This window comes from Shewanella saliphila (assembly GCF_014648295.1).
GTDB classification, from domain to species: Bacteria; Pseudomonadota; Gammaproteobacteria; order Enterobacterales; family Shewanellaceae; genus Shewanella; species Shewanella saliphila.
In genome coordinates, this window is record NZ_BMQV01000011.1 from 38,512 (window position 1) to 60,510 (window position 21,999).

A 21,999-nucleotide genomic window follows, 5' to 3' on the forward strand; every position below is an offset into this window, starting at 1 on the left:
CACTTTATCACACGCTAATATCGAGCCGCTACGATGTTAAACTTTTGTGATAATTCGGCAATAACCTAGTGAAACTCCTGTCGCATACTGGATGCAATTAAACAAAAGGAGCTCGGTTATGAAACGTACATTAATGGCTGCAAGTCTTATGGCTGCTGGATTATTTAGCCTTCCAACTTTGGCAGCGGATATTGAAGTTAGCGTGACCAATTTAACTCACGGAAATCACTTCACCCCTCTTTTAATCGCGGCCCACGATGCTGATAGCCACTTATTTCAGGTGGGCACCGAAGCCTCGGCGGCATTACAAAAAATGGCCGAAGGTGGCGATATTGCCGATTTAGATACCGCGGTTACCGGTAATGCGGGCGTCACATCGGCCAACCCAGCAATGGGATTATTAGCCGCAGGCATGAGTGTCAGCGATGTGATGTTAGATACTGGCGATAACACTCATTTATCGATTGTTGCCATGGTATTACCCACCAACGATGCCTTTGTTGGGCTAGATGGCTGGGAAATTCCAACAGAAGCCGGCACTTATACTATGTACGTTAATGCGTATGATGCTGGCACCGAAGCCAATGATGAAATCATTAATGGTGGCGGCATGTCTGGAGTACCGGGCATTCCTGCAGCACCTGGCGGCGATGGTGGGGCTAACGGTACTGGCGTAATGGACAATAGTGACAACAGTTACGTTCATACTCATCCTGGCGTATTAGGCGACATGGACCTTGCTGGTGGCATGAGTGACCTAGACAGCCGCGTACACCGCTGGTTGAATCCTGTTGCCAAAGTTGTGGTAACAGTAAAATAAGGAGGTAGCCCATGAAACTCACTGACTTTACATTAAAGCCCAGTTTACTGGCCATGTTGGCAGCGACCATCTTATTAACAGCGTGTGATGATGACGACAATGACACCGTTGACGAGACTCCGCCAGCAGCTGTGATGCAAACCTTCACGGTCACTGTCACTAACCTGACGGCTAACCAGCCCATGTCTCCGGTAATTTTAGCCGCTCATGCTAGCGATGCGATGTTATGGAACGCCGGTGAAATGGCAAGCGAAGCGATAGAAAAAATGGCTGAAGGTGGCGATACCGCAGATATAGCCGCATTAGCTGTGATGACTAGCAGCGTTAACGGAGCGGGACTTATCATGCCCGGCATGAGTGAAACCCTCACGCTCACATTAGATGAAGCCGACGTCGCCAGTGTGAGCCTAGCGACTATGTTGGTTAACACTAACGACGCCTTTACCGGCGTAAACAGCTACAGCATTGCGGGTATGCAAGTCGACGCCTCAAGCTCAATGAAGTTTATGGCCTATGATGCGGGCACCGAAGCCAACAGCGAAGCCAAAGGCACTATGCCAGGCCCAGCAGATGGCGGCGAAGGTTTTAATGCCGCGCGTGATGATGTCGACTTTGTTCATATTCACCCAGGGGTGATTTCAATGTATGACGGTTTAGCCGACTCAGTACTGGATGCTTCGCATCGGTTTGATAACCCAGTATTAGCCGTCACCATTACCAGAACTGAATAAATTTCAACCAGGCTGAAATTTATTCTCCTCAAGGCAGGTCTAGTTATTAATGTCAAAACTGGACTTGCTTTGGGGAGCTCAACATGAATGGAACCACTAAACATAACAACCATGCCTACCCGCAACATATTTTGCTGGTAGAAGATGAACAAGACTTGGCTAAATTACTCATTCTTAACCTCAAAGCACTCAATTATCACGTCGACCACGCCACAACATTAAAGCAAGCCATGCAGATTATTGAGCATAAAAAGCTCGATTTAATTTTATTGGACCGCATGCTCCCCGATGGTGACGGCATTATGTTGTGCGAACAATTACGCCAAGCCGGTAAGGAAGTCCCGTTGATGCTATTAACGGCTAAAGACTCAGAAGCTGATGTGGTATTAGGACTTGAGGCCGGAGCCGATGATTATCTGGTGAAACCCTTCAGCGTATTAGAACTTCGCGCACGTGTAAAAGCCTTACTAAGACGCGGTAAAGCCCAGCAAGAGCAAACTCAACAAATTGAATTTAACAGCGTCATCATTAACTCCAGTACTCGCGAAGTTACCGCATTTAACAAAGCACTGACCCTCACCGCCCGCGAGTTCGATTTACTGCTGTTTTTAGCCAAACACCCGCTACAAGTCTTTAGCCGTATGCAATTACTCGAAGCGGTATGGGGTTATAACTACGACGGTTACGAGCACACAGTGAATAGCCATATCAACCGATTACGCAATAAATTATCGCAGTGCTCACCCGAACACGACTTAGTGAAAACCGTATGGGGCGTGGGTTATAAATTTTCACCACCAGAGGTGCAAACCCACTAATGAATCGTTTATTCAACCGACTATTTTTGGCCGCTACACTGATTGTATTGTTGTTATTTGTCGCCTTGTGGCAATGGTTGCAACTCAACCATGAGTTTAGCCGCAATCAAATACAACAATCACTGCACCGTGAGCTGGCAGAACACATGGCTCACATTAACCCGCTATTGTCTCAAGGGATTACCTCTGACGCTGCGCTTAAAGAAGCTTTTCACGACTTTATGCTGTTAGGCCCAAGTTTTGAAATTTACACTCTAGACCCTAATGGCAACGTCGTTGCCTATGATGCCAAAGATGAAAAAATCAAAACTCACCGCGTTGATACCAATATTATTCAGCAGTTTTTAACCGGCGAAAACCTGCCTGTGCTGGGCACCGATCCGCGTAGTGAAGACACCCAAAAGATATTTTCGGTGAGTAAACTTGTGACACCAGAAGGCCTGCACAACGGCTATTTGTACGTCATTATTGGAGGTGAAGATTACGACAGCTGGCAAGCGCTGATCAACGCCGAAAACCAACCTAAAATTTGGGGCGCGACCATCGGTTTTTGGATCATTTTTGCCTTAGTGCTCTTTGTGATTTTATTGCGCTATTTTACTCGTCCGATCCAAAAATTAGCCCAAGACTTAACCGAGCTAAAAGATAAGCCTATGTCAGACAATCTCATGCTGCCACAGCGTTATCGCGGCAGTTTAGAGATAAGCCAACTGAGTCATCATATCAATCATTTACTGCAAGAAATCCAATTACAACAACAGCAAGTTAAACGACAGCAACAAGCTAAACATGACTTTTTATTGCACTTGTCGCATGACTTAAAAACCCCGCTGACTGCACTATTGGGCTATATCGATACCTGGCTTATTTTACCCGAAGATGAGCGCGACGAAGCATTGATCCAATACGCTGCCAACTCCGGTCAAACTTTACAGCAATTGCTTGCCCAGTTATTAGAGTTAGCCGCATTAGAAAACGGTCAAATCGATGCGCAATTACAACAAGTTAACTTAACTGAATTACTCAGCGACATTGAACAAACCTTTACCCCACGGGCTAAAAAGTTGGGGGTACAACTTGATTTTGACATTAATCATGCAGGTCAAATCTATACCGACCCCACCTTAATGCGCCGAATCCTCAACAACTTAGTCGACAACGCGCTACGCTACACTCCTGCTGGCGGCAAAATCCAAATCATTAATGCACTCCACAGTGACCAACAATGGTTAACCGTGCGTGATACCGGCGCAGGCATGCACAAACATGAAGTTGATGCCTTGAAACAATTGTCGATGACCACGCTGTCATTTGAGCCCAATCAAAGCCTGCCACAACTCGGCGTCGGACTCGCCATCGTCAGGCAGCTATTGGGGTTATTAAAGTGCAAAATTGAAATAGACAGCCAACCAGGGGTGGGAAGTGAGTTTAAGATAGAGTTGGTGACGCAAAGTTAATCTCATTTTTGAATCGCAAATGGTCAGTGATTTGATTCATGGCCTCAATGGTACTGACTCAGTTTTGCTTATCATTAAACTTCAAAGTAACTCATTACCTGCCTCAGGCTACGTGCAGGTATATAAAAACGATAATCTAAAACACTATGAATAAATGAGTTTTTATCATTAAATAAGTGATAAAAACTCATTTCATTTTATATGATTACTTATTTCAGCAACAAACCGCGAGGCTTGACACTGGCTGCAAGCCATAAGCATTACTCACAGGGGAGTTGTATTTGTTTTGCACAAGCTTGCTGAGTATTTTCTAGCGATTCTAGCCCTAAACAAAAGTCGAGACGAACAGTATGGCTTTCTTTCGCGGTTGGCGTTTGAGCGGTTTGCCACTGACTCACAATACTCGTTGCGTGTTGACTAATCTTAGTATTAGGTATTGAAATAACTGTTTGAATATTATCTGCTTTACCAGATTCGACAACATCAAATGACAATATTGTACAGCCAGCCATTCGTGCCTTAGCTAGTTCAATAGGAAACATTGGCTCTTTATCGTTAACGCGAGTCCACATTGCACCACTTTCTGGAGTAATCTCTGTTACGATGGTTTCACCGTAAATATTCATTCTTTTAGCTTCACTAGGAAACAAAACCACTGCACTTAATAGTACTGCCAAGACTAACAATCTCATTTTACACTCCATTGTGTTATTCATTACAGTTGATGCTGTTATTACCTTGCTTGATTTAAGCAGCATAAGACTATAAGTAATTGTTAACCAGATGTAAAATACCTTGTTCTTGAAGGGGGATATAGCAAAGGCATTATATCTTGCAGATATAGGTATGAATTTTTAGCCTCCACAGCTTTGGTTGATTTAAGTCGTTTTACATCCAATAAGTTGCACTACAGCACTGTCTCCCTGATGATATTTACCTTCAGAGATGTGCCTTTCGACTTCAATGCCAATCAAAAATTCGAGCCCTTTTAGCTCGGCTTCTAATGCTTCCAAAGACATAAATAACTCTTTGCTCGACGGAGGCGGTCCGCCTATGCCCGTCATATAAATATGACGTTCTGTAAAGGCTTCTAAAATAAACACACCGTTAATTTTCAGTGCGCTTACCGCTTGGCGGTGGAGATCTTTACGTAATGAAGGCGGAACATGTGCAGAGATTGAGACGATACCATCCCAAATATTTTGCCCTAAATCATAATGACTTAAATCGGCAACCACGGTTGTTATCTCTACACCACATTCTACTGCAAGGGCTTGTGCTTTTTTAAGGCCGACGGCAGATTGATCGACAGCGGTAACCTTGTAGCCTTGCTTCGCTAAAAACACCGCATTTCGGCCTTCACCTTCAGCTAAGCACAATACTCGACCACCTTTAGGTATACGAGAACACTCAGACTTTAAAAAATCATTAGGCTCAACGCCATATACAAAGCCTGCTTCGTTATATCTTTGATCCCACATCAACACTCCTACATTAAAGCTAATTAACATCTAGCCTCAACAACGGCTAAATTCAAAGCACAAAGTTATCCTCTGACGGCATCCCCCACTGCAATATTTAACGTGTTAGGTTTACTTCTTGGTTTCGCACGTTGATATGCCAAAAGGCACATATGCCGGGCACCAGCCAAACGCAGCGATAAACAAGGGAATAATCCCAACGATTCCCCACCAAGACTGATTATAAAAGCCAACAGCAATGATACATGCTCCAAGAAATATCCTTATCATCCGGTCGATTTTACCTATGTTACATTTCATATAAACCTCCATTTACTTCAGAGTTGGCAAAATGAAAACCAATAACAAAACCTTTAGTCGCTAACCTCAAAGATTGAATTCATTATTGCTAATTAAACGCTAAAGGCATTTTGCGTTTTTCGCGCTGAATGATTGGTTAACACCTTTAAAATCTGTGTGTTTTTTATTCACCTATACCATTAACAATATGCCTTTATGACGCAAAAAAACAGCAAAAAATTAACTTTTAAAAATCACATTTTCAGCGTGAATGCTATGTCGATATTAGCCGGTGGATTTAATACGCATTACTTCGAAAGAGAATAACGATTCATTCAGTCATTCGCCTTGTTTAAGCCCTTTTAAATTCTCGCTGAGAGATCACTTACTAACGCGGAATGGTATAAGGAAAAGGTTCATATAAAACGAATAGGTAGAGGTGAATAATGCAGGATACAACTCGCAAGAGCGCACAAAGAGGCAAAGAAAAAACGGCCATTATAAAAAAAAAGCGAATCCGAAGATTCGCTTTTCTTATTAGCCAATACCAATAATTACTTGTGGTATTTACCCGATAACTCATGCACAGAGTTGATAAATGCACCGGCATGTTCAGGATCAACATGCTGATGAATACCATGGCCTAAGTTAAATACATGGCCGGTACCTTCACCGTAGCTTGCAAGAATTTGGTCAACTTCTTGATGGATACGCTCAGGAGATGCATACAACATTGATGGATCCATGTTGCCTTGAAGTGCGACTTTATCGCCTACGCGACGACGTGCATCACCAATATCAACAGTCCAGTCTAAGCCAAGTGCATCACAACCGGTTTCAGCCATAGACTCTAACCATAAACCGCCACCTTTAGTAAATAAGGTTACTGGCACTTTACGGCCGTCGGCAAAACGGGTTAAGCCATCAACAATTTTTTGCATGTAACGTAATGAGAATTCGCGGTAAGCGTGGTGCGATAATGCGCCACCCCATGAGTCGAAAATCATTAACGATTGTGCGCCGTTAGCCACCTGAGCGTTAAGGTATAACACGACTGAGTCAGCTAACTTGTCTAATAACATGTGTAATGCTGCTGGTTCTGCGTAAGCCATACGTTTAATTTTTTCAAACGTTTTGCTAGAACCGCCTTCAACCATATAAGTGGCTAGCGTCCAAGGTGAACCAGAAAAGCCAATTAATGGTACTGCGCCGTTAAGTTCACGGCGAATGGTGCTCACTGCATGCATGACGTAACCTAACTCGTCTTCTGGATCTGGGATGCTAAGTTTTTTGATGGCATCAATCGTATCTGTTGGACGTTCAAAACGTGGACCTTCACCCGCTTCAAAGTACAGACCAAGACCCATTGCATCAGGTACTGTCAAAATATCTGAGAATAAAATCGCAGCATCTAAATCATAACGACGTAAAGGCTGTAGCGTCACTTCGCAAGCCAGTTCAGCATTGCGACATAAAGACATAAAGTCGCCAGCCTGAGCTCGAGTTGCTTTGTATTCAGGTAAATAACGGCCTGCTTGACGCATCATCCATACTGGAGTGACATCAACAGGCTGCTTTAACAACGCACGTAAATAACGATCATTTTTTAATTCTGCCATGTGGGCTTTCTTCCTAGACTGTTATGATTTCTGCTGGGCGCTAGTTTAGCACTTACGCGATTAATGTAACCACTCAAGCAAGATTTATGTGAGCTATTCCTAAATCTAATGGTTATTTTTTTAACATATCCGCTTTATTGCTCACAAAATACACTGGACTGATGAGTAAATCGCAAATTAACAGATTAAAAGTTGCGTCGCGGTAAGTCGTTTGGTATAAAAAGTGTGCGCTAGCAAGAACAATCAAGAAGCCCGATAAATCGAGCCTTTGAAAACTTCGTTACCCCGTGATGGCTTTGCCTTCACGGGGTTTTTTATTGTGTTTTATTTCCTGCCCTCTATTTTACCGCCCTTAGCTGGTTGGTCCTGAAAATATAAATAAAACAGTTGATCACAATACACTTTGTCCAATACATTAGGTGTTATAGAAAGGTTGCTGATTAGAGAAAACACATGCTAACAAAATTAGAAAAAGCAGAGAAACGCTGGGGCGGCGCCAATAAGTTAGTCGATCAGTGGCTTAATCACCGCCGAAAATTATTGATTCAATATTTCATTGTGGCGGGTCTTGCACCTTATTCGCGAGCTGAAAAATCACTGCCAACCCTAGAGCAAGTGAAAGACTTTTGCGATCAATTAGTCGACTATGTTTCTGAAGGCCACTTTGAGGTTTACAATAACGTCGTTAAAGCTTGTGAAAAATTCGGCGAATCCAGTATCGATACCGCCAAAGCATTGTTACCGCAAATAAGCGAAAGCACCGATGCTGCTCTCGACTTTAACGACAAATATACTGAAGCCGCCGACGAAGAGATTTTGTATCAACTTGATAGCGATTTATCTTTATTAGCACAGGCAATGGAAGCCCGTTTTGAGTTAGAAGATCAGTTATTAGAAGTACTGCATAACCGCCATTCGTAACGCATGTGAACGGCACAACTAATAAAAGTGCGAATAGTCGCACTTTTTTGTTTTCTGCATATAATTTCACTCTCGTTTATCAAAGAGTTTATTGCCTTTTATGCCAATTTTCAGGTAACTCAACCTGCGACCATAATTCTTGGCATAAGCGCTCAGGCTGATGCCAGTCGCCCTTTTTTAACCAATCCACCAATGCGTCGCCCACTTGCGGATAAGCAATAGGTTTGGGTGAAGGTGTCTTTAACCAGCGTGTTAATATGGCTGAATCTAACTGTTCCATACTCTCTGCCGCTGCCAGTAATTGCAACGCAGCTACATTTGCCAGCTGCTCAAATTGGCCTAATAACGGTTTAACCAGTAGCTTTTTACCTAGGGTCATTGCTTCACTGGCGAGTTCAAATCCGGCATTACCTATCACACCACCGCATTGCGACATATGCTGTTTAAAGCTTTCACGATTGAAACCATGCCAGTGTATATGGTCACCAATGGCTTTTAGCGGCTTAGTACTGTGATAAACAAAAAATTGATATTGAGTGAATGGCGCTAAAAACTCTGCAATCCGATCAGCGTCTTCAAATGGCAGATACACTAATATTTGATGACTATGATCACCGCAACTGGCCGACACTTCGACAAAAGGCGGTAAAATAGGAAAGCCAAAATGATGCCAGTGGCAACCGAGGGCGACATCAACTGGGGCAAAACGATTAAGTAGTAACTCATTGAACCAGTTTGTGCCCTGTTTAGGTACCGGGTATTGCAATGCCGCTTGATGACTAATGGCAATCGATGGCACGCTTTGTTGGCGCGCAGCCCAAGCACTAACCGGCTCAAAGTCGTTGAGCACAAGATCATAACCCGTTAAATCCAATTGTTTAATTTCTGAAAATATATTCGCCATTAGATTTTGTTTTGCCGTTTTAGCAACATTCACGCGGCCATTCTCGGTGATAAAAGTCATGCCTTTTCGTGTCTGGTAATCCCCAAAACATTGCATATCAAAATATTGCTCAGGCACTCTCCCTGAAAAAACAAAATCGACGTCAATGTCGTGTTGCCCTAATGCTTTAGCCATCACCCGTGCACGGCTAATATGGCCATTACCGGTACCTTGGACCCCGTACAAAATTTTCATATTGGCTTTATTTCCTAAAAAGGCTGAATGACTAGGGCGTGTTAAACAATGATTATTGAAAGAGAAGTTACAGCATTAGTTGCTCAACCAGCATGACGGACCCCATGCCTAATCCCGCACCCGCCATAATATCTAAGGGATAATGCACACCAAGCGCGATACGAGATGAGCCCACAAAACAGGCCCAAGCAAAGGCAATGGGCGCCAATGACGGAAAGACGACATTCACCACGCTAGCAAACACAAAAGCGCCTGCGGTATGCCCTGAGGGTAAACTAAACTTATCAGAGGGTTGAAAACCTGAGTCAAAGCCAGCTAATGCATGACATGGACGATGACGACGAATGCAATTTTTAAGCAGTAAATACAATGGAAACTCGACAATAAAGCTGCCCAAAATTAAATTGAAAAATGTTTGCCCATGAGGATGACTAAAAAGTAACGCGACAGACAAATAGACATAGTAGTGGCCATCACCCGTTGCCGACACGCGCTTAGCTGCAGAGCTTAACTGGTTGTCACGACTAAATTGCACTATCCAATAAAACCAATATTTATCTAATTCACTGATACTCATCTTCATGCTTGACTCCATGCCAAACGCTGGGACATCTTCAACCCGAGCAAGGTTATCTATTTGTTAACAAGCTAAATAATAAAGAGAAGGAATGAACGCGAGGTGACAGTGAGTCTACAGTTTTATGACAATGAAAGAATGAATAGAGATAGGGTATAAATACCTGAGCCTATAAAACAAAAAACCTCTCAAACATAAGCTTGAGAGGTTTTGTACTCGACTTAGCTCACACGTTTTACCGCGCTAAAAGTGCTAAATGCGATTTAAGCTGTTTGTGCTTGTAATGATCTGCCGCGATAAATTTTCACTAGGTGATAAATATTGATACAAGCAACAAATGCGTTCATTCCAGCAACAGGCCATGCATCGATTGAATACCCGTAAGCAACAAAGAAAGAACAACCAAGAAAATTTAAACATCTTAGTAAAATGATGTCTTTCATCATCAAAGAAATAGCAACCATAACCGATGCTGCATAACCTAAGACTTCAATAAAATTGATATTTTCCATAAGAACCTCTATTTCAGGCCCTCTACCTTCCGTAAGCGTAACGGGGGATCCATGCCCCTAAAGCTAGTATTAATTGTAAACTAACATTAAAATCTGGGGGTTATGTTAACAAAATGAAATTCAAAGTTGTAATTAAAAAACGTATTAGAATGACCTAAATCAACATATATCGACTAAAACGTTCAATTTGAAAGAAAATTACTTCCAAATTTGATCCTTGTTCTGTATTTAGGCCAATCGACTAAATTAACCTGTTTTAGCAATAAGTTGATTTACAGCAATCTGGTGATTGATAAGGCTTTTATTTTCACAAAAAGCTCATATAATTCATTTATCTTTGCTTTACCCAGCAATTTACCCTTGCTGCCCAACAGGAGTTAAATATGGAATACAACACCTCAGAACTCTGCGACATGTATATAGATGTAGTTGATGTCGTCGAACCTATGTTCAGTAACTATGGTGGTTGCAGCTCCTTTGGTGGCTCAATCAGTACCATTAAATGCTTTGAAGACTACGGCCTGATTGCGGATGCTTTAGAAGAAGACGGTGAAGGTAAAGTTCTGTTAGTTGATGGCGGCGGTTCATTAAGACGCGCCTTAGTTGACGCCAAAATTGCTGAACTTGCCGTTGCAAACAACTGGGAAGGTATTATTGTTTATGGTTCGGTTCGCGATGTCGACACCCTTGAGGAGCTCGACATTGGGATTCAAGCTATTGCATCTATTCCTGTTGGCGCTGAAGGCAATGGCGTTGGCGAAGTTGAAATTCCGGTTAACTTTGGCGGCGTGACCTTCTTACCAGGCGATCATATTTACGCAGACAATACCGGCGTAATTTTGTCACCTGAACCATTAGATATTGAATAATAGCTAAGACTCAACGACAGTGCCCTGACATAATCTAGGGCGACACGATTTCTAAAAACCAGCTATGCTGGTTTTTTTATGTCAGTATTCAGCCAATGTGAGGTACACCAATGTTTACTGCGTTTACCCAACAACATTGTGATGCTTTATCGAGCATCAGAGCCAATGAAACCAAATTGGGCCAGCAAGTCTTATTGGCTAACCCACAAAAGACTTTGGCGGAAAATGCCCAGTTTGCAGCCAATGCCGGCGCACGATTTGGCATCATAGCCATTGCAGAAGATATTGGCCCACGGGCAAACCTAGGCCGGGGTGGCGCAAGTGAAACCTTACATGCCTGCATGGCTCAATTTTTAAATTTACAATCGAATCGTTTTTTACACGGTAACCAATGTGCCATTCTCGGCCAAATAAGTTTAACCACACAACCAGACTCAACCGCCAGCGTTGAAAGCCTTCGCCAGACCACTGCCGAACTTGATCAACTTGTAATTGACGCCGCTACCCAATTGTTTACAGCCGGATTAGAACCCATCGTCATTGGCGGAGGTCACAATAATGCATACGGCTTATTAATGGCGATTAAAGCCTACACAGGCTTACCCGTTGCCGCGGTTAATTTAGATCCGCATAGCGATTTTAGGCCCCGTGAAGGTCGTCACAGTGGCAATGGCTTTAGCTACGCAGCGGCCAATGGTGCATTGGACCATTACCATATCTTAGGGCTACACGAGCTTAAAAATAGCGAATCGACTTTAGAGCAACTGAGTTTATTTGGTGCTACATGGCACAGTTTTCAACAAATTTGGGTGCGCAGAGAATTGCAGCTCGACGCCGCATTAAAGCACATTGCAGCAGGATTAAATCAAACTCAATTACCGGTTGCCTTAGAGCTCGACGTTGACGCCATAGCCAATATGCCCAGTAGCGCGGCCACATTTGCCGGTATTCCGCTTCTCGATGCCTGCCAATATGTGCATTATATTGCCAAACATTGCTCGTGCAGTTACGTGCACTTTGCCGAAGCTGCCCCGTCATGTCATCACGCTGGTGCGGCAGCGGGTTATCGTGACGTAGGCCAAGGGCTGAGTGAGTTAATTTATGCTTATATTCAGGGACGATTAACTCGGCTGAATTAGAATCAGCTGAAGCTATTCATTAAAGGCTAATTTTATGCTCTAATGCAGTGCAATTTTTTAGCCTTTGATGGTCATTTTTATCAGGGTTAATCGACGCGAGTTCATTGTAGCGTTCAAGATGATGTGAATTACCCATTGCGTGCAGACAAGACAACTAATTGATTGTTGTCACACTCTAGCACCACAGTGTTTCAGCAATCATTCGCAATGACTTACACTCGCACTTACTAACACTCGCAATGAATAATCGCACATTATAGGAATATACCGATGTCTGAGGGCGACCCAAAGAACACGCATTTTGGATATAAAACTGTTGAAGCAGATAAAAAAGCGGACTTAGTTGCCGATGTGTTTCACTCTGTGGCCGCTAAATACGACATTATGAATGACGTGATGTCTTTCGGTATTCACCGCTTTTGGAAGCGCCACACTATCGAAACTGCGGCTGCACGCCCAGGGATGAAAGTGCTAGATTTAGCCGGTGGCACCGGCGACTTAACGGCTAAGTTTTCACATTTAGTCGGTGACCGTGGCCAAGTGGTATTAGCTGACATCAATGATTCTATGCTTAAAGTGGGTCGCACTAAACTGCGCGACAAAGGCATTGTTAATAACGTCAGTTATGTACAAGCAAACGCTGAAGCATTACCGTTTCCTGATAATCACTTCGACATCATTACCATTGCATTTGGCTTACGTAATGTTACCGATAAAGATGCTGCGCTTCGCTCAATGCAGCGTGTTTTAAAGCCAGGTGGCAAGCTGTTGGTACTTGAATTTTCAACACCTAAGCATGAAATTATGCGTAAAGTATACGACATGTATAGCTTTAAAGTATTGCCAAAAATGGGCGAGCTTATCACTAAAGATGCCGATAGCTACGAATACCTAGCCGAGTCAATTCGTATGCACCCTGATCAAGAAACCTTAAAGCAAATGATGGTAGATGCCGGTTTTGAACAGGTTGATTACACCAATATGACCGATGGCGTTGTGGCTTTACACAAAGGTTATAAGTTTTAATGGCCGTCAATCAGTTTGCTTTATTAGTTTGTGCGGCAATCGAAACCGGTTTTAATCGATTACCGCCACAAGCTAAAGATGATTATGCCAGGCAGAAATCATTGCATGGCAAAGTGATTTGCATCCAGTTAAGTCAGCTCAGTTGGCCCATATACCTAGTGTTTGCCAAACAAATACAAGTGATGAGCCATTACGAAGGAAATGTTGCGGTTACGGTGAATGCCGATGCATCGACTTTGTATCAGTTAACCGAAGGCGCCAATTTAACTGAGTTGATCAAACAAGATAAACTCAGCTTAGAGGGTGATATTCAGCTACTGCAAACACTGAGTCATTATCTACAACATATTCATTTCGACTTTGCCGAACCCTTATCACGTTATCTCGGCGATGCCCCAACCCACAAGTTAATCACAGGCGCTAAGCAACTAGGCCAAGAGATTAAACAAGTGATGCTTAAATCACGGGCACACGTGAGTCAGTTAACCACCGAAGAGTACCGACTGGCACCGCACAAAATTGAGATCATTCATTTTCGTGATAATCTAGAAGAGCTCGTAAGCCAAACCGAACAAATAGAAGCCAAAATAGCTAAATTAAGAGAACAAATAATTCAATGACATTTGCAAGTATCAGGCGTGGTTACCATGTCATTAAAACCATTCTGCACTTTGGCTTAGATGACCTCATTCCTCGACACAAAAAGCCTTGGTATTTTGTCATTTTACGTAACAGCCTATTTTGGATCCGCAATAAGCATAAACGTAAATCTCCCGCTGAACGCTTAAAACTTGCCATGCAAGATCTAGGGCCGGTTTACATTAAACTCGGCCAAATGCTGTCAACTCGCCGTGATTTACTCGACGACGAATGGGCGTATCAACTTGCCATGTTGCAAGACAGAGTACCGCCGTTTGATTCAGCCCTTGCGCGTGAGGCTATAGAAGCCGAACTTGGCGCTCCTATCGACACCTATTTTGATGACTTTGACGACAGCCCATTAGCGTCAGCGTCTATCTCACAAGTACATACCGCAGTATTAAAATCTAACGGTAAAGACGTAGTGCTTAAAGTGCTGCGCCCTAATGTAGAACAGCAAATACTCGCCGATTTACAATTAATGACTCAAACGGCAAACTTGCTTGAAACCATACTCGGTGAGGGTAACCGTTTACGCCCAGCGGAAGTGATTGAAGATTACCAAACCACGATTTTAGGTGAGCTTAACTTAAAACTTGAAGCACTGAACGCCATTAAATTACGCAATAACTTTATCGACTCAAATGCGCTTTATGTGCCTTTTGTCTATGAAGAACACAGCTATGAACGCTTAATGGTCATGGAGCGCATTTACGGTATTCCAGTATCAGACACCGAAGCGCTGCGCGCCCAAGGCACCAACTTTAAATTGCTTGCAGAACGAGGCGTAGAACTATTTTTTACCCAGGTATTTCGTGATAACTTTTTCCATGCTGACATGCATCCCGGTAACATTTTTATTAGCCGAGAACACCCAGACGACCCGTTTTATATCGGTTTAGACTGTGGCATTATGGGGACCTTAACCGAGGTCGACAAACGCAACCTCGCAGAAAACTTTTTAGCCTTTTTTAATCGCGACTATCACCGAATTGCCCAACTGTATATTGAATCAGGTTGGGTGTCTGAGCACACCGATATTATCGCCTTTGAACAGGCAGTAAAAGTGGTATGTGAACCCATGTTTAATAAACCATTAGACGAGATTTCATTTGGCCATGTATTGCTAGAACTATTTCGCACCGCACGCCACTTTGACATTGTAGTGCAGCCACAACTGGTATTGCTTGAAAAAACCCTCCTTTACATCGAAGGATTAGGTCGTCAGCTCTATCCGCAATTAGATTTATGGCAAACAGCAAAACCTTTCCTTGAACAATGGATGTCAGAGCAAGTTGGCCCTAAAGCCATGTTCAGTAAAGTAAAATCTAACGCGCCATTTTGGGCAGACAAACTGCCAGAGTTTCCAGAGCTTATTTACGACAACTTAAAAGTAGGCCGTAAGCTGCTTGGTACCCAACAGCAAATGTTAGATAAGTACTTGCGCTACCAACAGAAATCACACAAAAGTAATTATCTACTGATCACCTCTGCGGTATTGTTGATCTGCGGCACAATTTTAATTTCACAAACAGCTACACTATGGCCTGCATATACTTGTATTGGCGCTGGTGTGTTGATTTGGGCAATCGGATGGAGATCTAGACCAAAGAATCGTAAATTTTAGCTAGCACTAATTCATTAGAGGTTCATAATACTTAAAGAATTGGATGATATTGTAACCTTTTAACATCACATTTTGCATAAACCATTATTTATTGAAAGAGGATAATCTTCATGGGCGGCATCAGTATTTGGCAGCTTCTAATTGTTGCGTTAATTGTCATTTTATTATTTGGTACTAAAAAACTTCGTTCTTTAGGCGGTGATTTGGGTGGAGCAGTAAAAGGCTTCAAAAATGCCATGTCACCTGAAGAAGAAAAGAAATCACTAGAAGACAAAGAGCCAGAACAAGAACAGACTGCAGCGACTTCGCAACAGGCAGCTGAAAAGCAACCTGAATCTAAAGATAAACAGGCGTAATTTATTATGTTTGACGGTATCGGCTTTATGGAGCTGCTGCTGATTGGTATTTTGGGGCTAGTTGTTCTCGGCCCCGAAAGATTACCAGTGGCGGTACGTTCGGTAACAGGTTGGATACGCGCCCTCAAGCGCATGGCTAACTCTGTCAAAGATGAACTCGAGCAAGAACTTAAAATCGAGCAGTTACATGCTGACTTAAAAAAAGCGGAAAGCAAAGGTTTAGCTAATTTATCGCCTGAGTTAAAAGAGTCGATTGATCAGTTAAAGCAAGCAGCTGAATCAGTTAATCGACCTTATAAAGTTGAAGACGATTCACCTAAAACGCCAACCACCGAGACAGCATCGACATCGAGCACGACAGTGGAGCAACCAGCCGAAAAAACGACTGAGAACAGTTCACCTCCTAAATCTAACGGATAATTCATGTCGCAACAGCAACCGCTTATCAGCCATTTACTTGAATTACGCAATAAACTGCTAAAAGCAATTGGCAGTGTATTACTTGTATTCATTGCTATTGTGTATTGGGCAAACGATATTTATCACTACATTGCACTGCCTTTGATGCGATCGCTACCTGAAACTGGCAGCATGATTGCAACCGACGTAGCCGCGCCGTTTTTTGCCCCTTTTAAACTGACACTGGTGTTAGCATTTTTTATTGCTATCCCTTATGTGCTCTACCAAATATGGTCATTTGTAGCCCCAGGGTTATACAAGCATGAAAAACGCTTGGTCGTGCCATTATTAACCAGTAGCACATTGTTGTTTTATTTAGGTATCGCGTTTGCCTACTACATTGTATTTCCTGTTGTATTTGGTTTTTTTACCAGTGTCGCCCCCGAGGGTGTACAAGTTGCAACAGACATCAGTAGTTACTTAAGTTTTATTTTAAAGCTCTTTTTTGCTTTTGGTTTGGCTTTTGAAATACCGGTAGCCGTTGTTCTATTATGCTGGGCTGGCGTAACAACCCCTGATGAATTGCGGGCGAAACGCCCTTACATCGTGGTGGGTGCCTTTGTGATCGGCATGATGTTAACACCTCCCGATATTATTTCTCAGACTATGCTAGCAGTACCAATGCTGTTATTGTTTGAAGGTGGCTTGATAGCTGCGCGTTTTTACAGTAAAAAAGAAGATGAAGAAGATGACGTGCCAGAGAATGAGCACGCAGATAGCTAATAAAAATGGCCTTAATTGGCCATTTTTTTGCTAGGCCTTTTGAACGTTGCAACAAAAAGTAAACTGAAACGTTCCACTGCCCTAAATAATAATAAGGAATAACAATGCGCTTATGTTTAATTGCGACTGGTATCTTATTGATATCAGTTAATGCACAGGCCAATACTCAACTTGGCGAACAATTGTCTTTTTGTGCTCAAAAAACAGACAAACTTGAACGTTTAATCTGTTATGACCAACTCGCCGCAAGCGCTAATACAAGTCTTCCTGCCGTAGCCAAAGCACCAACAGTTGCAGTTACCGCTAATAAGCCTGCTGCACCCGTTATCGCCAGTGCTCCACCTCAACCAGTCAAGCCAGCCGCAATTGCAGTGCCTGCTACCGCCGCATCACCCGAACTAAGCGTCAATGATTTTGGATTACAGAAAAGAGTCATCGAAGATGAAGTCGGTCGTCTGTACTTTACTGTTGCCGATGTATCAAAAGCCCCAGGTGGCGCACTCATTGTGACCTTGGATAACGGTCAAGTGTGGAAACAAACTAACGCTGAACGTTACAAAGTGAAAAAAGGCCATGATATTTATATTGAAACTGGCGCGCTTAATTCATTTTTAATGGGCAGTGATGAGCGTAATGCCACTACCCGAGTTAAACGTTTAAAATAGCCTAAGCCATTTTATTCTTATGACTCAACACATCGATATCGCGGTTAACCTACTCAGCGAAAGGTTAAAGCACGACATAGATTCGATCATTGATGATGCGGCAAAACAGCATGTTTCGCCGCTGATTGTTATTGGTAGCGATTTAGATGAAAGCGCTGAAGCCAGCGCTGTTTGCCAACAATATCCCCAGCAGCTGTTCAGCACAGCAGGTGTTCACCCTCACCAAGCATCAACTTGGCACGCTCAAAGCCGCCAAACACTTAAACAGCTTGCTGCACAACCCAGTGTAGTTGCCATTGGTGAGTGCGGCCTAGACTATAATCGAGACTTTTCACCTAGGCCTGCTCAACGACAAGCGTTTGCAGAACAATTAGCGCTAGCTTGTGAGCTCAATATGCCGGTGTTAATGCATTGCCGCGATGCCCATCAAGACTTTATTGCCATTGTGAATGAATATCGCAGCGCATTACCTAAAGGCTTATTACATTGCTTTACCGGCACTAAAGATGAACTTGAAGCCTGTTTAAATGCCGATTTATATATTGGTATAACAGGCTGGATTTGCGATGAACGCCGTGGACAAGAACTCGCAAAGCTAGTGCCATTAATCCCTAACAATCGCATAATGGCTGAAACTGACAGTCCTTATTTATTGCCTCGCAGCATGCGCCCTAAACCTAAGTCGAGTAAAAACCTACCTCAATATTTACCTTATATTGTTGAGTGCATGGCAGCCTTACGCCAACAAACACCCGATGAACTGGCGCAACATTGCTACCGCAATAGCTGTGAGTTTTTTGGTTTAAACATCCTACCATTGATGGTTGACGATTAATGAATAGGCTTTACGGTGTAGGTTTATCATTAAAAAACAGCTTAGCCCTGATATTGGGCTTATGTTTGTTAGTGTTAAGTCAACTCAGTTGGGCAGACTCATTACAAACGGTACCGTTAAGACTGACCTCAGATTCGATTACTAAAATTGACTTAAGAGACTGGGTTTATATCAATAAAACTAGCGACATAAGCCTACTCAGCAAATTATTAGAACAACCCGAACACACCTGGAAAAAGCTCCCGGCTAATCAGCCTCATAAAATGGGACTCAGTAATTACTGGCTGACATTCAGTATTTATAATCCAGACGATTACTTATCGCGGATCATTGCATTAGATAATCCATTGCTCGACAGCATTGTGATTTATCATTTTATTAATGGTGAGTTAGTTGACGCGAAAAAAATGGGGGACACATTACCCTTTAGTCTTCGTCCCATGCAAAGTAATATATTTTTATATCCGATTGATTTACAACCCGGCGATACTCACAAGTTTTATATCAAAATAGACAGCCTCGGCAGCGTAAATACGCCTATGGTGTTATGGTCATCAAATGATTTAACCCAATTAACTGAAACAAAAAACTTATTCATTGGTTTGCAAATTGGATTATTGGTTGCCATTAGTATATTCAGTTTATTTATCGCCTTTGCGTCATTGTCATTCAGTTACAGTTATTACAGCGGCTACGTGCTGGGGCTAACCCTACTCACCGCCAGCATACATGGCGTCGCATTTCGCTATTTATGGCCTAACTGGCCCATCATGCAGCAATTAATTTTTACCTTTGTGATTCCATTAACATTAGGGTTTTCCTTAATGTTTACCGAAAAAGTGTTACAGCTTAAGTACCACAATCTCAAAATGTTGCGTATTTGCCGGGTAATGGCATTTATGGCATTTTCACTTGCGGTTGTAATGCCGCTTATGCCCTACAGTTCAGCGATTTATATCTTGGTGTTTGTTGTATTAACCGTGAGTACCATTTTAGTGACATTTTCACTGATCCAGGCATTTGTCGGCCAGCGAAATGCAACATTATACGCCATAGGCAGAGTGGCTTTACTGGTGGGTTGCATCATGACTGGCTTAATGTATCTTGGCCTGTTAAATATTGATATTGCGCCGCATTTCCCCACCATGATAGGGCTTACATTCGAGGTGATCATTATGGCTGGGGTGCTGGCGCTCCGTTATAACGACGAACGTAAAGCCAAGTTTAAAATTCAGCAGCAAGCACTGGAACAAGCCCGACGAATTAAAGAAGCTCGCGAAGAAGCATTAATTGCTGAGTCTGAAAACAGTGAAAAGCTCGAGCAAATGGTTCAGGAGCGCACGCTAGAGTTAGAGATCACCCTAAGAGAGCTTAACGAAGCGAATCAAAAGCTAACTGAACAAAATACCATTGATAGCCTTACTGGCGTTAAAAATCGCAGTGCCTTTGACCGTCGCCTCGTTGCAGAAGGCCGCATTAGCCGCCGTCAGCAAACATCAATGGCACTTTTAATGATAGATATCGACAAATTTAAAGATATTAATGACAAATTTGGCCATCTAACGGGTGACTACACCATTAAAATAATTGCCCAAATGCTCAATGAATATTTAAAGCGCCCAACCGATCTCGTGTCACGTTTTGGTGGTGAAGAGTTTGCTATCATCCTGCCAAGTACCGAAGCTGAAGGTGCCCAACAAGTTGCCGAACAGATCCGCCAAGCAATTAGCGAATCTAAAATAGTACATAACGATAATCATATACCGTTAACGGTCAGTATTGGTGTGAGTGCAGATATTATCGACAGCGATGAGCACCCTATGTTATTACTCGAGCAAGCAGATAAAGCCCTGTATCAAGCAAAACGCAGCGGCCGAAACAAAGTGTGTTATTACACCCTCAAAGCAGACCAGATTTAATCCAGGAGTCGAAATTGAATATTATTACTAGTGCCTTTCCTCAGCGCAGAATGCGCCGCATGCGTAAACATGATTTTAGCCGTCGCTTAATGTCTGAAAACACGCTAACGGCGAACGATCTTATTTACCCAATGTTTGTATTAGAAGGCTTTCAGCGCACAGAAAAAGTCGCCTCTATGCCTGGTGTTGAACGCTACTCTATCGACTTGTTATTAAAAGAAGCGGCTGAGCTCGTTGAGTTAGGGATCCCACTGATTGCTCTATTCCCAGTGACACCTGTTGATAAAAAAAGCTTAATGGCTGAAGAGTCTTATAACCCAGATGGCTTAGTACAACGTGCAGTACGTGAACTAAAACAAGCCTTCCCGCAATTAGGTGTGATGACAGATGTGGCATTAGACCCGTTTACGACACACGGTCAAGACGGCATTATTGATGACACGGGTTACATCCTTAATGACATCACCACAGAAATATTAGTTAAACAGGCCCTATCTCATGCTGAAGCCGGTGCAGATATTGTTGCACCTTCAGATATGATGGACGGCCGTATTGGCGCGATTCGCCAAGCATTAGAAGAAAATGGCTTTGTTAACACCCAAATCATGGCGTACTCAGCTAAATACTCTTCAAGCTATTATGGGCCTTTCCGTGATGCAGTCGGCTCTGCAGGCAACTTAAAAGGTGGCAACAAACATAGCTATCAAATGGACCCAGGCAACAGCGATGAAGCATTACACGAAGTGGCACTGGATATTCAAGAAGGGGCAGACATGGTGATGGTGAAACCGGGTATGCCTTATTTAGATATCGTCCGCCGAGTGAAAACTGAACTTGCCGTGCCAACGTTTGCTTATCAAGTCAGTGGTGAATACGCCATGCACATGGCCGCGATTCAAAATGGCTGGCTAGCTGAAAAAGCCATTGTGATGGAGTCATTACTGTGCTTTAAACGTGCTGGAGCAGACGGCATCTTAACTTACTTTGCCAAACGTGCTGCGCAATGGCTAAAAGAGCAAGATTAATTAATATCACTCATTCAGTCATTAAAAAGCCAATCAGTTTATGATTGGCTTTTTATTTTATATTTTAATATGACTCGCAAGGTTAGGTTTCTTTTCCTTTATGTTGTTAAAATGTTTTGACGTACACCTATATGGTCTCTTTATTCCATAAAAATAAGGCGTATCCGTCATCCATAATGATCAGAGGCAGAAAACAGAGTTACGCAGAAACTCTAATCAAAAACAACTACACCGGTTTAACTTGCCTAGAGTGCGAAGAACTCCCGTAGAATGATTAAGCAAATATTAGAATAGGTATAACTTAGTTTAATTTTAACTAACTAAAATAGTGATCAATCCAACATAGTGGCCTATAGCCACTTAA

Annotated in this window: 24 protein-coding genes; 17 read left to right on the top strand and 7 right to left on the bottom strand. The window is 42.8% G+C overall.

The features are described from left to right. Positions 1-118: 118 nt before the first annotated feature. The 4 genes from IEY48_RS07495 (at position 119) to IEY48_RS07510 (ending at position 3,826) form a co-directional block, all read left to right on the top strand. Complete coding sequence (locus IEY48_RS07495) at positions 119-820, top strand: spondin domain-containing protein (protein WP_188918875.1); 702 nt, start codon at positions 119-121, stop codon at positions 818-820. Between the two features lie 11 nt (positions 821-831). Next, positions 832-1,551 (top strand): spondin domain-containing protein, encoded by a 720-nt coding sequence (locus IEY48_RS07500; RefSeq protein ID WP_188918878.1) that lies wholly within the window; start codon positions 832-834, stop codon positions 1,549-1,551. 83 nt (positions 1,552-1,634) lie between these two features. Beyond that, positions 1,635-2,369, top strand: coding sequence for a response regulator transcription factor (locus IEY48_RS07505; RefSeq protein WP_188918880.1), 735 nt, complete (start codon positions 1,635-1,637; stop codon positions 2,367-2,369). After that, positions 2,369-3,826 carry a sensor histidine kinase gene (locus IEY48_RS07510; protein WP_188918882.1) on the top strand — a complete coding sequence of 486 codons (1,458 nt, stop codon included), beginning with the start codon at positions 2,369-2,371 and terminating at the stop codon, positions 3,824-3,826. Before IEY48_RS07505 ends, IEY48_RS07510 begins: the two co-directional genes overlap by 1 nt. Before the next feature lie 260 nt (positions 3,827-4,086). On the opposite strand, the gene IEY48_RS07515 is transcribed toward IEY48_RS07510, so the two are convergent. From IEY48_RS07515 to hemE, 4 genes are all read right to left on the bottom strand, one after another. Next, entirely contained in the window at positions 4,087-4,518 is a 432-nt protein-coding gene (locus IEY48_RS07515; protein WP_188918885.1) for an energy transducer TonB, read from the bottom strand. A gap of 186 nt (positions 4,519-4,704) precedes the next feature. Continuing rightward, a complete protein-coding gene (locus tag IEY48_RS07520; protein WP_188918887.1) occupies positions 4,705-5,307 on the bottom strand; it encodes a class I SAM-dependent methyltransferase in 603 nt (200 codons plus the stop codon). A gap of 111 nt (positions 5,308-5,418) precedes the next feature. Further along, a complete protein-coding gene (locus IEY48_RS07525; protein ID WP_308424891.1) occupies positions 5,419-5,619 on the bottom strand; it encodes a YgaP family membrane protein in 201 nt (66 codons plus the stop codon). A 521-nt stretch (positions 5,620-6,140) separates the two neighbouring features. Beyond that, complete coding sequence (gene hemE, locus IEY48_RS07530) at positions 6,141-7,205, bottom strand: uroporphyrinogen decarboxylase (RefSeq protein WP_188918890.1); 1,065 nt, start codon at positions 7,203-7,205, stop codon at positions 6,141-6,143. Between the two features lie 453 nt (positions 7,206-7,658). Here hemE and rsd point away from each other — a divergent pair, with 453 nt between their 5' ends. Next, positions 7,659-8,126, top strand: coding sequence for a sigma D regulator (gene rsd, locus IEY48_RS07535; RefSeq protein ID WP_188918892.1), 468 nt, complete (start codon positions 7,659-7,661; stop codon positions 8,124-8,126). An 88-nt stretch (positions 8,127-8,214) separates the two neighbouring features. Here the strand turns inward: rsd and IEY48_RS07540 are convergent, their stop codons facing one another. The 3 genes from IEY48_RS07540 to IEY48_RS07550 all read right to left on the bottom strand — a co-directional run bounded on the left by IEY48_RS07540 (position 8,215) and on the right by IEY48_RS07550 (position 10,353). Beyond that, positions 8,215-9,264, bottom strand: coding sequence for an MJ1255/VC2487 family glycosyltransferase (locus IEY48_RS07540; protein ID WP_188918894.1), 1,050 nt, complete (start codon positions 9,262-9,264; stop codon positions 8,215-8,217). Positions 9,265-9,331: 67 nt separating this feature from the next. Further along, positions 9,332-9,847, bottom strand: coding sequence for a phosphatase PAP2 family protein (locus IEY48_RS07545; RefSeq protein WP_188918896.1), 516 nt, complete (start codon positions 9,845-9,847; stop codon positions 9,332-9,334). A gap of 257 nt (positions 9,848-10,104) precedes the next feature. Further along, positions 10,105-10,353, bottom strand: a complete 249-nt coding sequence (locus IEY48_RS07550) for a YgjV family protein (protein WP_188918898.1) — start codon at positions 10,351-10,353, stop codon at positions 10,105-10,107. A 383-nt stretch (positions 10,354-10,736) separates the two neighbouring features. Here IEY48_RS07550 and rraA point away from each other — a divergent pair, with 383 nt between their 5' ends. From rraA to hemB, 12 genes are all read left to right on the top strand, one after another. Further along, entirely contained in the window at positions 10,737-11,222 is a 486-nt protein-coding gene (rraA, locus tag IEY48_RS07555; RefSeq protein ID WP_188918900.1) for a ribonuclease E activity regulator RraA, read from the top strand. A 110-nt stretch (positions 11,223-11,332) separates the two neighbouring features. Beyond that, positions 11,333-12,361 carry a formimidoylglutamase gene (locus IEY48_RS07560; RefSeq protein WP_188918902.1) on the top strand — a complete coding sequence of 343 codons (1,029 nt, stop codon included), beginning with the start codon at positions 11,333-11,335 and terminating at the stop codon, positions 12,359-12,361. Positions 12,362-12,631: 270 nt separating this feature from the next. Beyond that, a complete protein-coding gene (gene ubiE, locus IEY48_RS07565; protein ID WP_188918904.1) occupies positions 12,632-13,387 on the top strand; it encodes a bifunctional demethylmenaquinone methyltransferase/2-methoxy-6-polyprenyl-1,4-benzoquinol methylase UbiE in 756 nt (251 codons plus the stop codon). Beyond that, entirely contained in the window at positions 13,387-14,007 is a 621-nt protein-coding gene (locus IEY48_RS07570) for a ubiquinone biosynthesis accessory factor UbiJ (protein ID WP_188918906.1), read from the top strand. The genes ubiE and IEY48_RS07570 overlap by 1 nt, the downstream gene beginning before the upstream one ends. Then, a complete protein-coding gene (ubiB, locus tag IEY48_RS07575) occupies positions 14,004-15,653 on the top strand; it encodes a ubiquinone biosynthesis regulatory protein kinase UbiB (RefSeq protein WP_188918908.1) in 1,650 nt (549 codons plus the stop codon). Before IEY48_RS07570 ends, ubiB begins: the two co-directional genes overlap by 4 nt. Before the next feature lie 110 nt (positions 15,654-15,763). Then, on the top strand, positions 15,764-16,009 hold the full coding sequence (tatA, locus tag IEY48_RS07580) for a Sec-independent protein translocase subunit TatA (protein WP_188918910.1): 246 nt from the start codon (positions 15,764-15,766) through the stop codon (positions 16,007-16,009). A 6-nt stretch (positions 16,010-16,015) separates the two neighbouring features. Beyond that, positions 16,016-16,429 (top strand): Sec-independent protein translocase protein TatB, encoded by a 414-nt coding sequence (gene tatB / locus IEY48_RS07585; RefSeq protein WP_188918912.1) that lies wholly within the window; start codon positions 16,016-16,018, stop codon positions 16,427-16,429. 3 nt (positions 16,430-16,432) lie between these two features. Continuing rightward, entirely contained in the window at positions 16,433-17,191 is a 759-nt protein-coding gene (gene tatC / locus IEY48_RS07590; protein ID WP_188918914.1) for a twin-arginine translocase subunit TatC, read from the top strand. Positions 17,192-17,295: 104 nt separating this feature from the next. Continuing rightward, a complete protein-coding gene (locus IEY48_RS07595) occupies positions 17,296-17,856 on the top strand; it encodes a hypothetical protein (RefSeq protein WP_188918916.1) in 561 nt (186 codons plus the stop codon). 19 nt (positions 17,857-17,875) lie between these two features. Beyond that, the gene (locus IEY48_RS07600) at positions 17,876-18,691 is read left to right on the top strand and encodes a TatD family hydrolase (protein ID WP_188918918.1); all 816 of its coding nucleotides are present in this window, start codon (positions 17,876-17,878) and stop codon (positions 18,689-18,691) included. Continuing rightward, positions 18,691-20,610 (top strand): sensor domain-containing diguanylate cyclase, encoded by a 1,920-nt coding sequence (locus IEY48_RS07605; RefSeq protein WP_188918920.1) that lies wholly within the window; start codon positions 18,691-18,693, stop codon positions 20,608-20,610. Before IEY48_RS07600 ends, IEY48_RS07605 begins: the two co-directional genes overlap by 1 nt. Before the next feature lie 14 nt (positions 20,611-20,624). After that, on the top strand, positions 20,625-21,635 hold the full coding sequence (hemB, locus tag IEY48_RS07610) for a porphobilinogen synthase (RefSeq protein ID WP_188918922.1): 1,011 nt from the start codon (positions 20,625-20,627) through the stop codon (positions 21,633-21,635). The last annotated feature ends 364 nt before the right edge of the window (positions 21,636-21,999 follow it).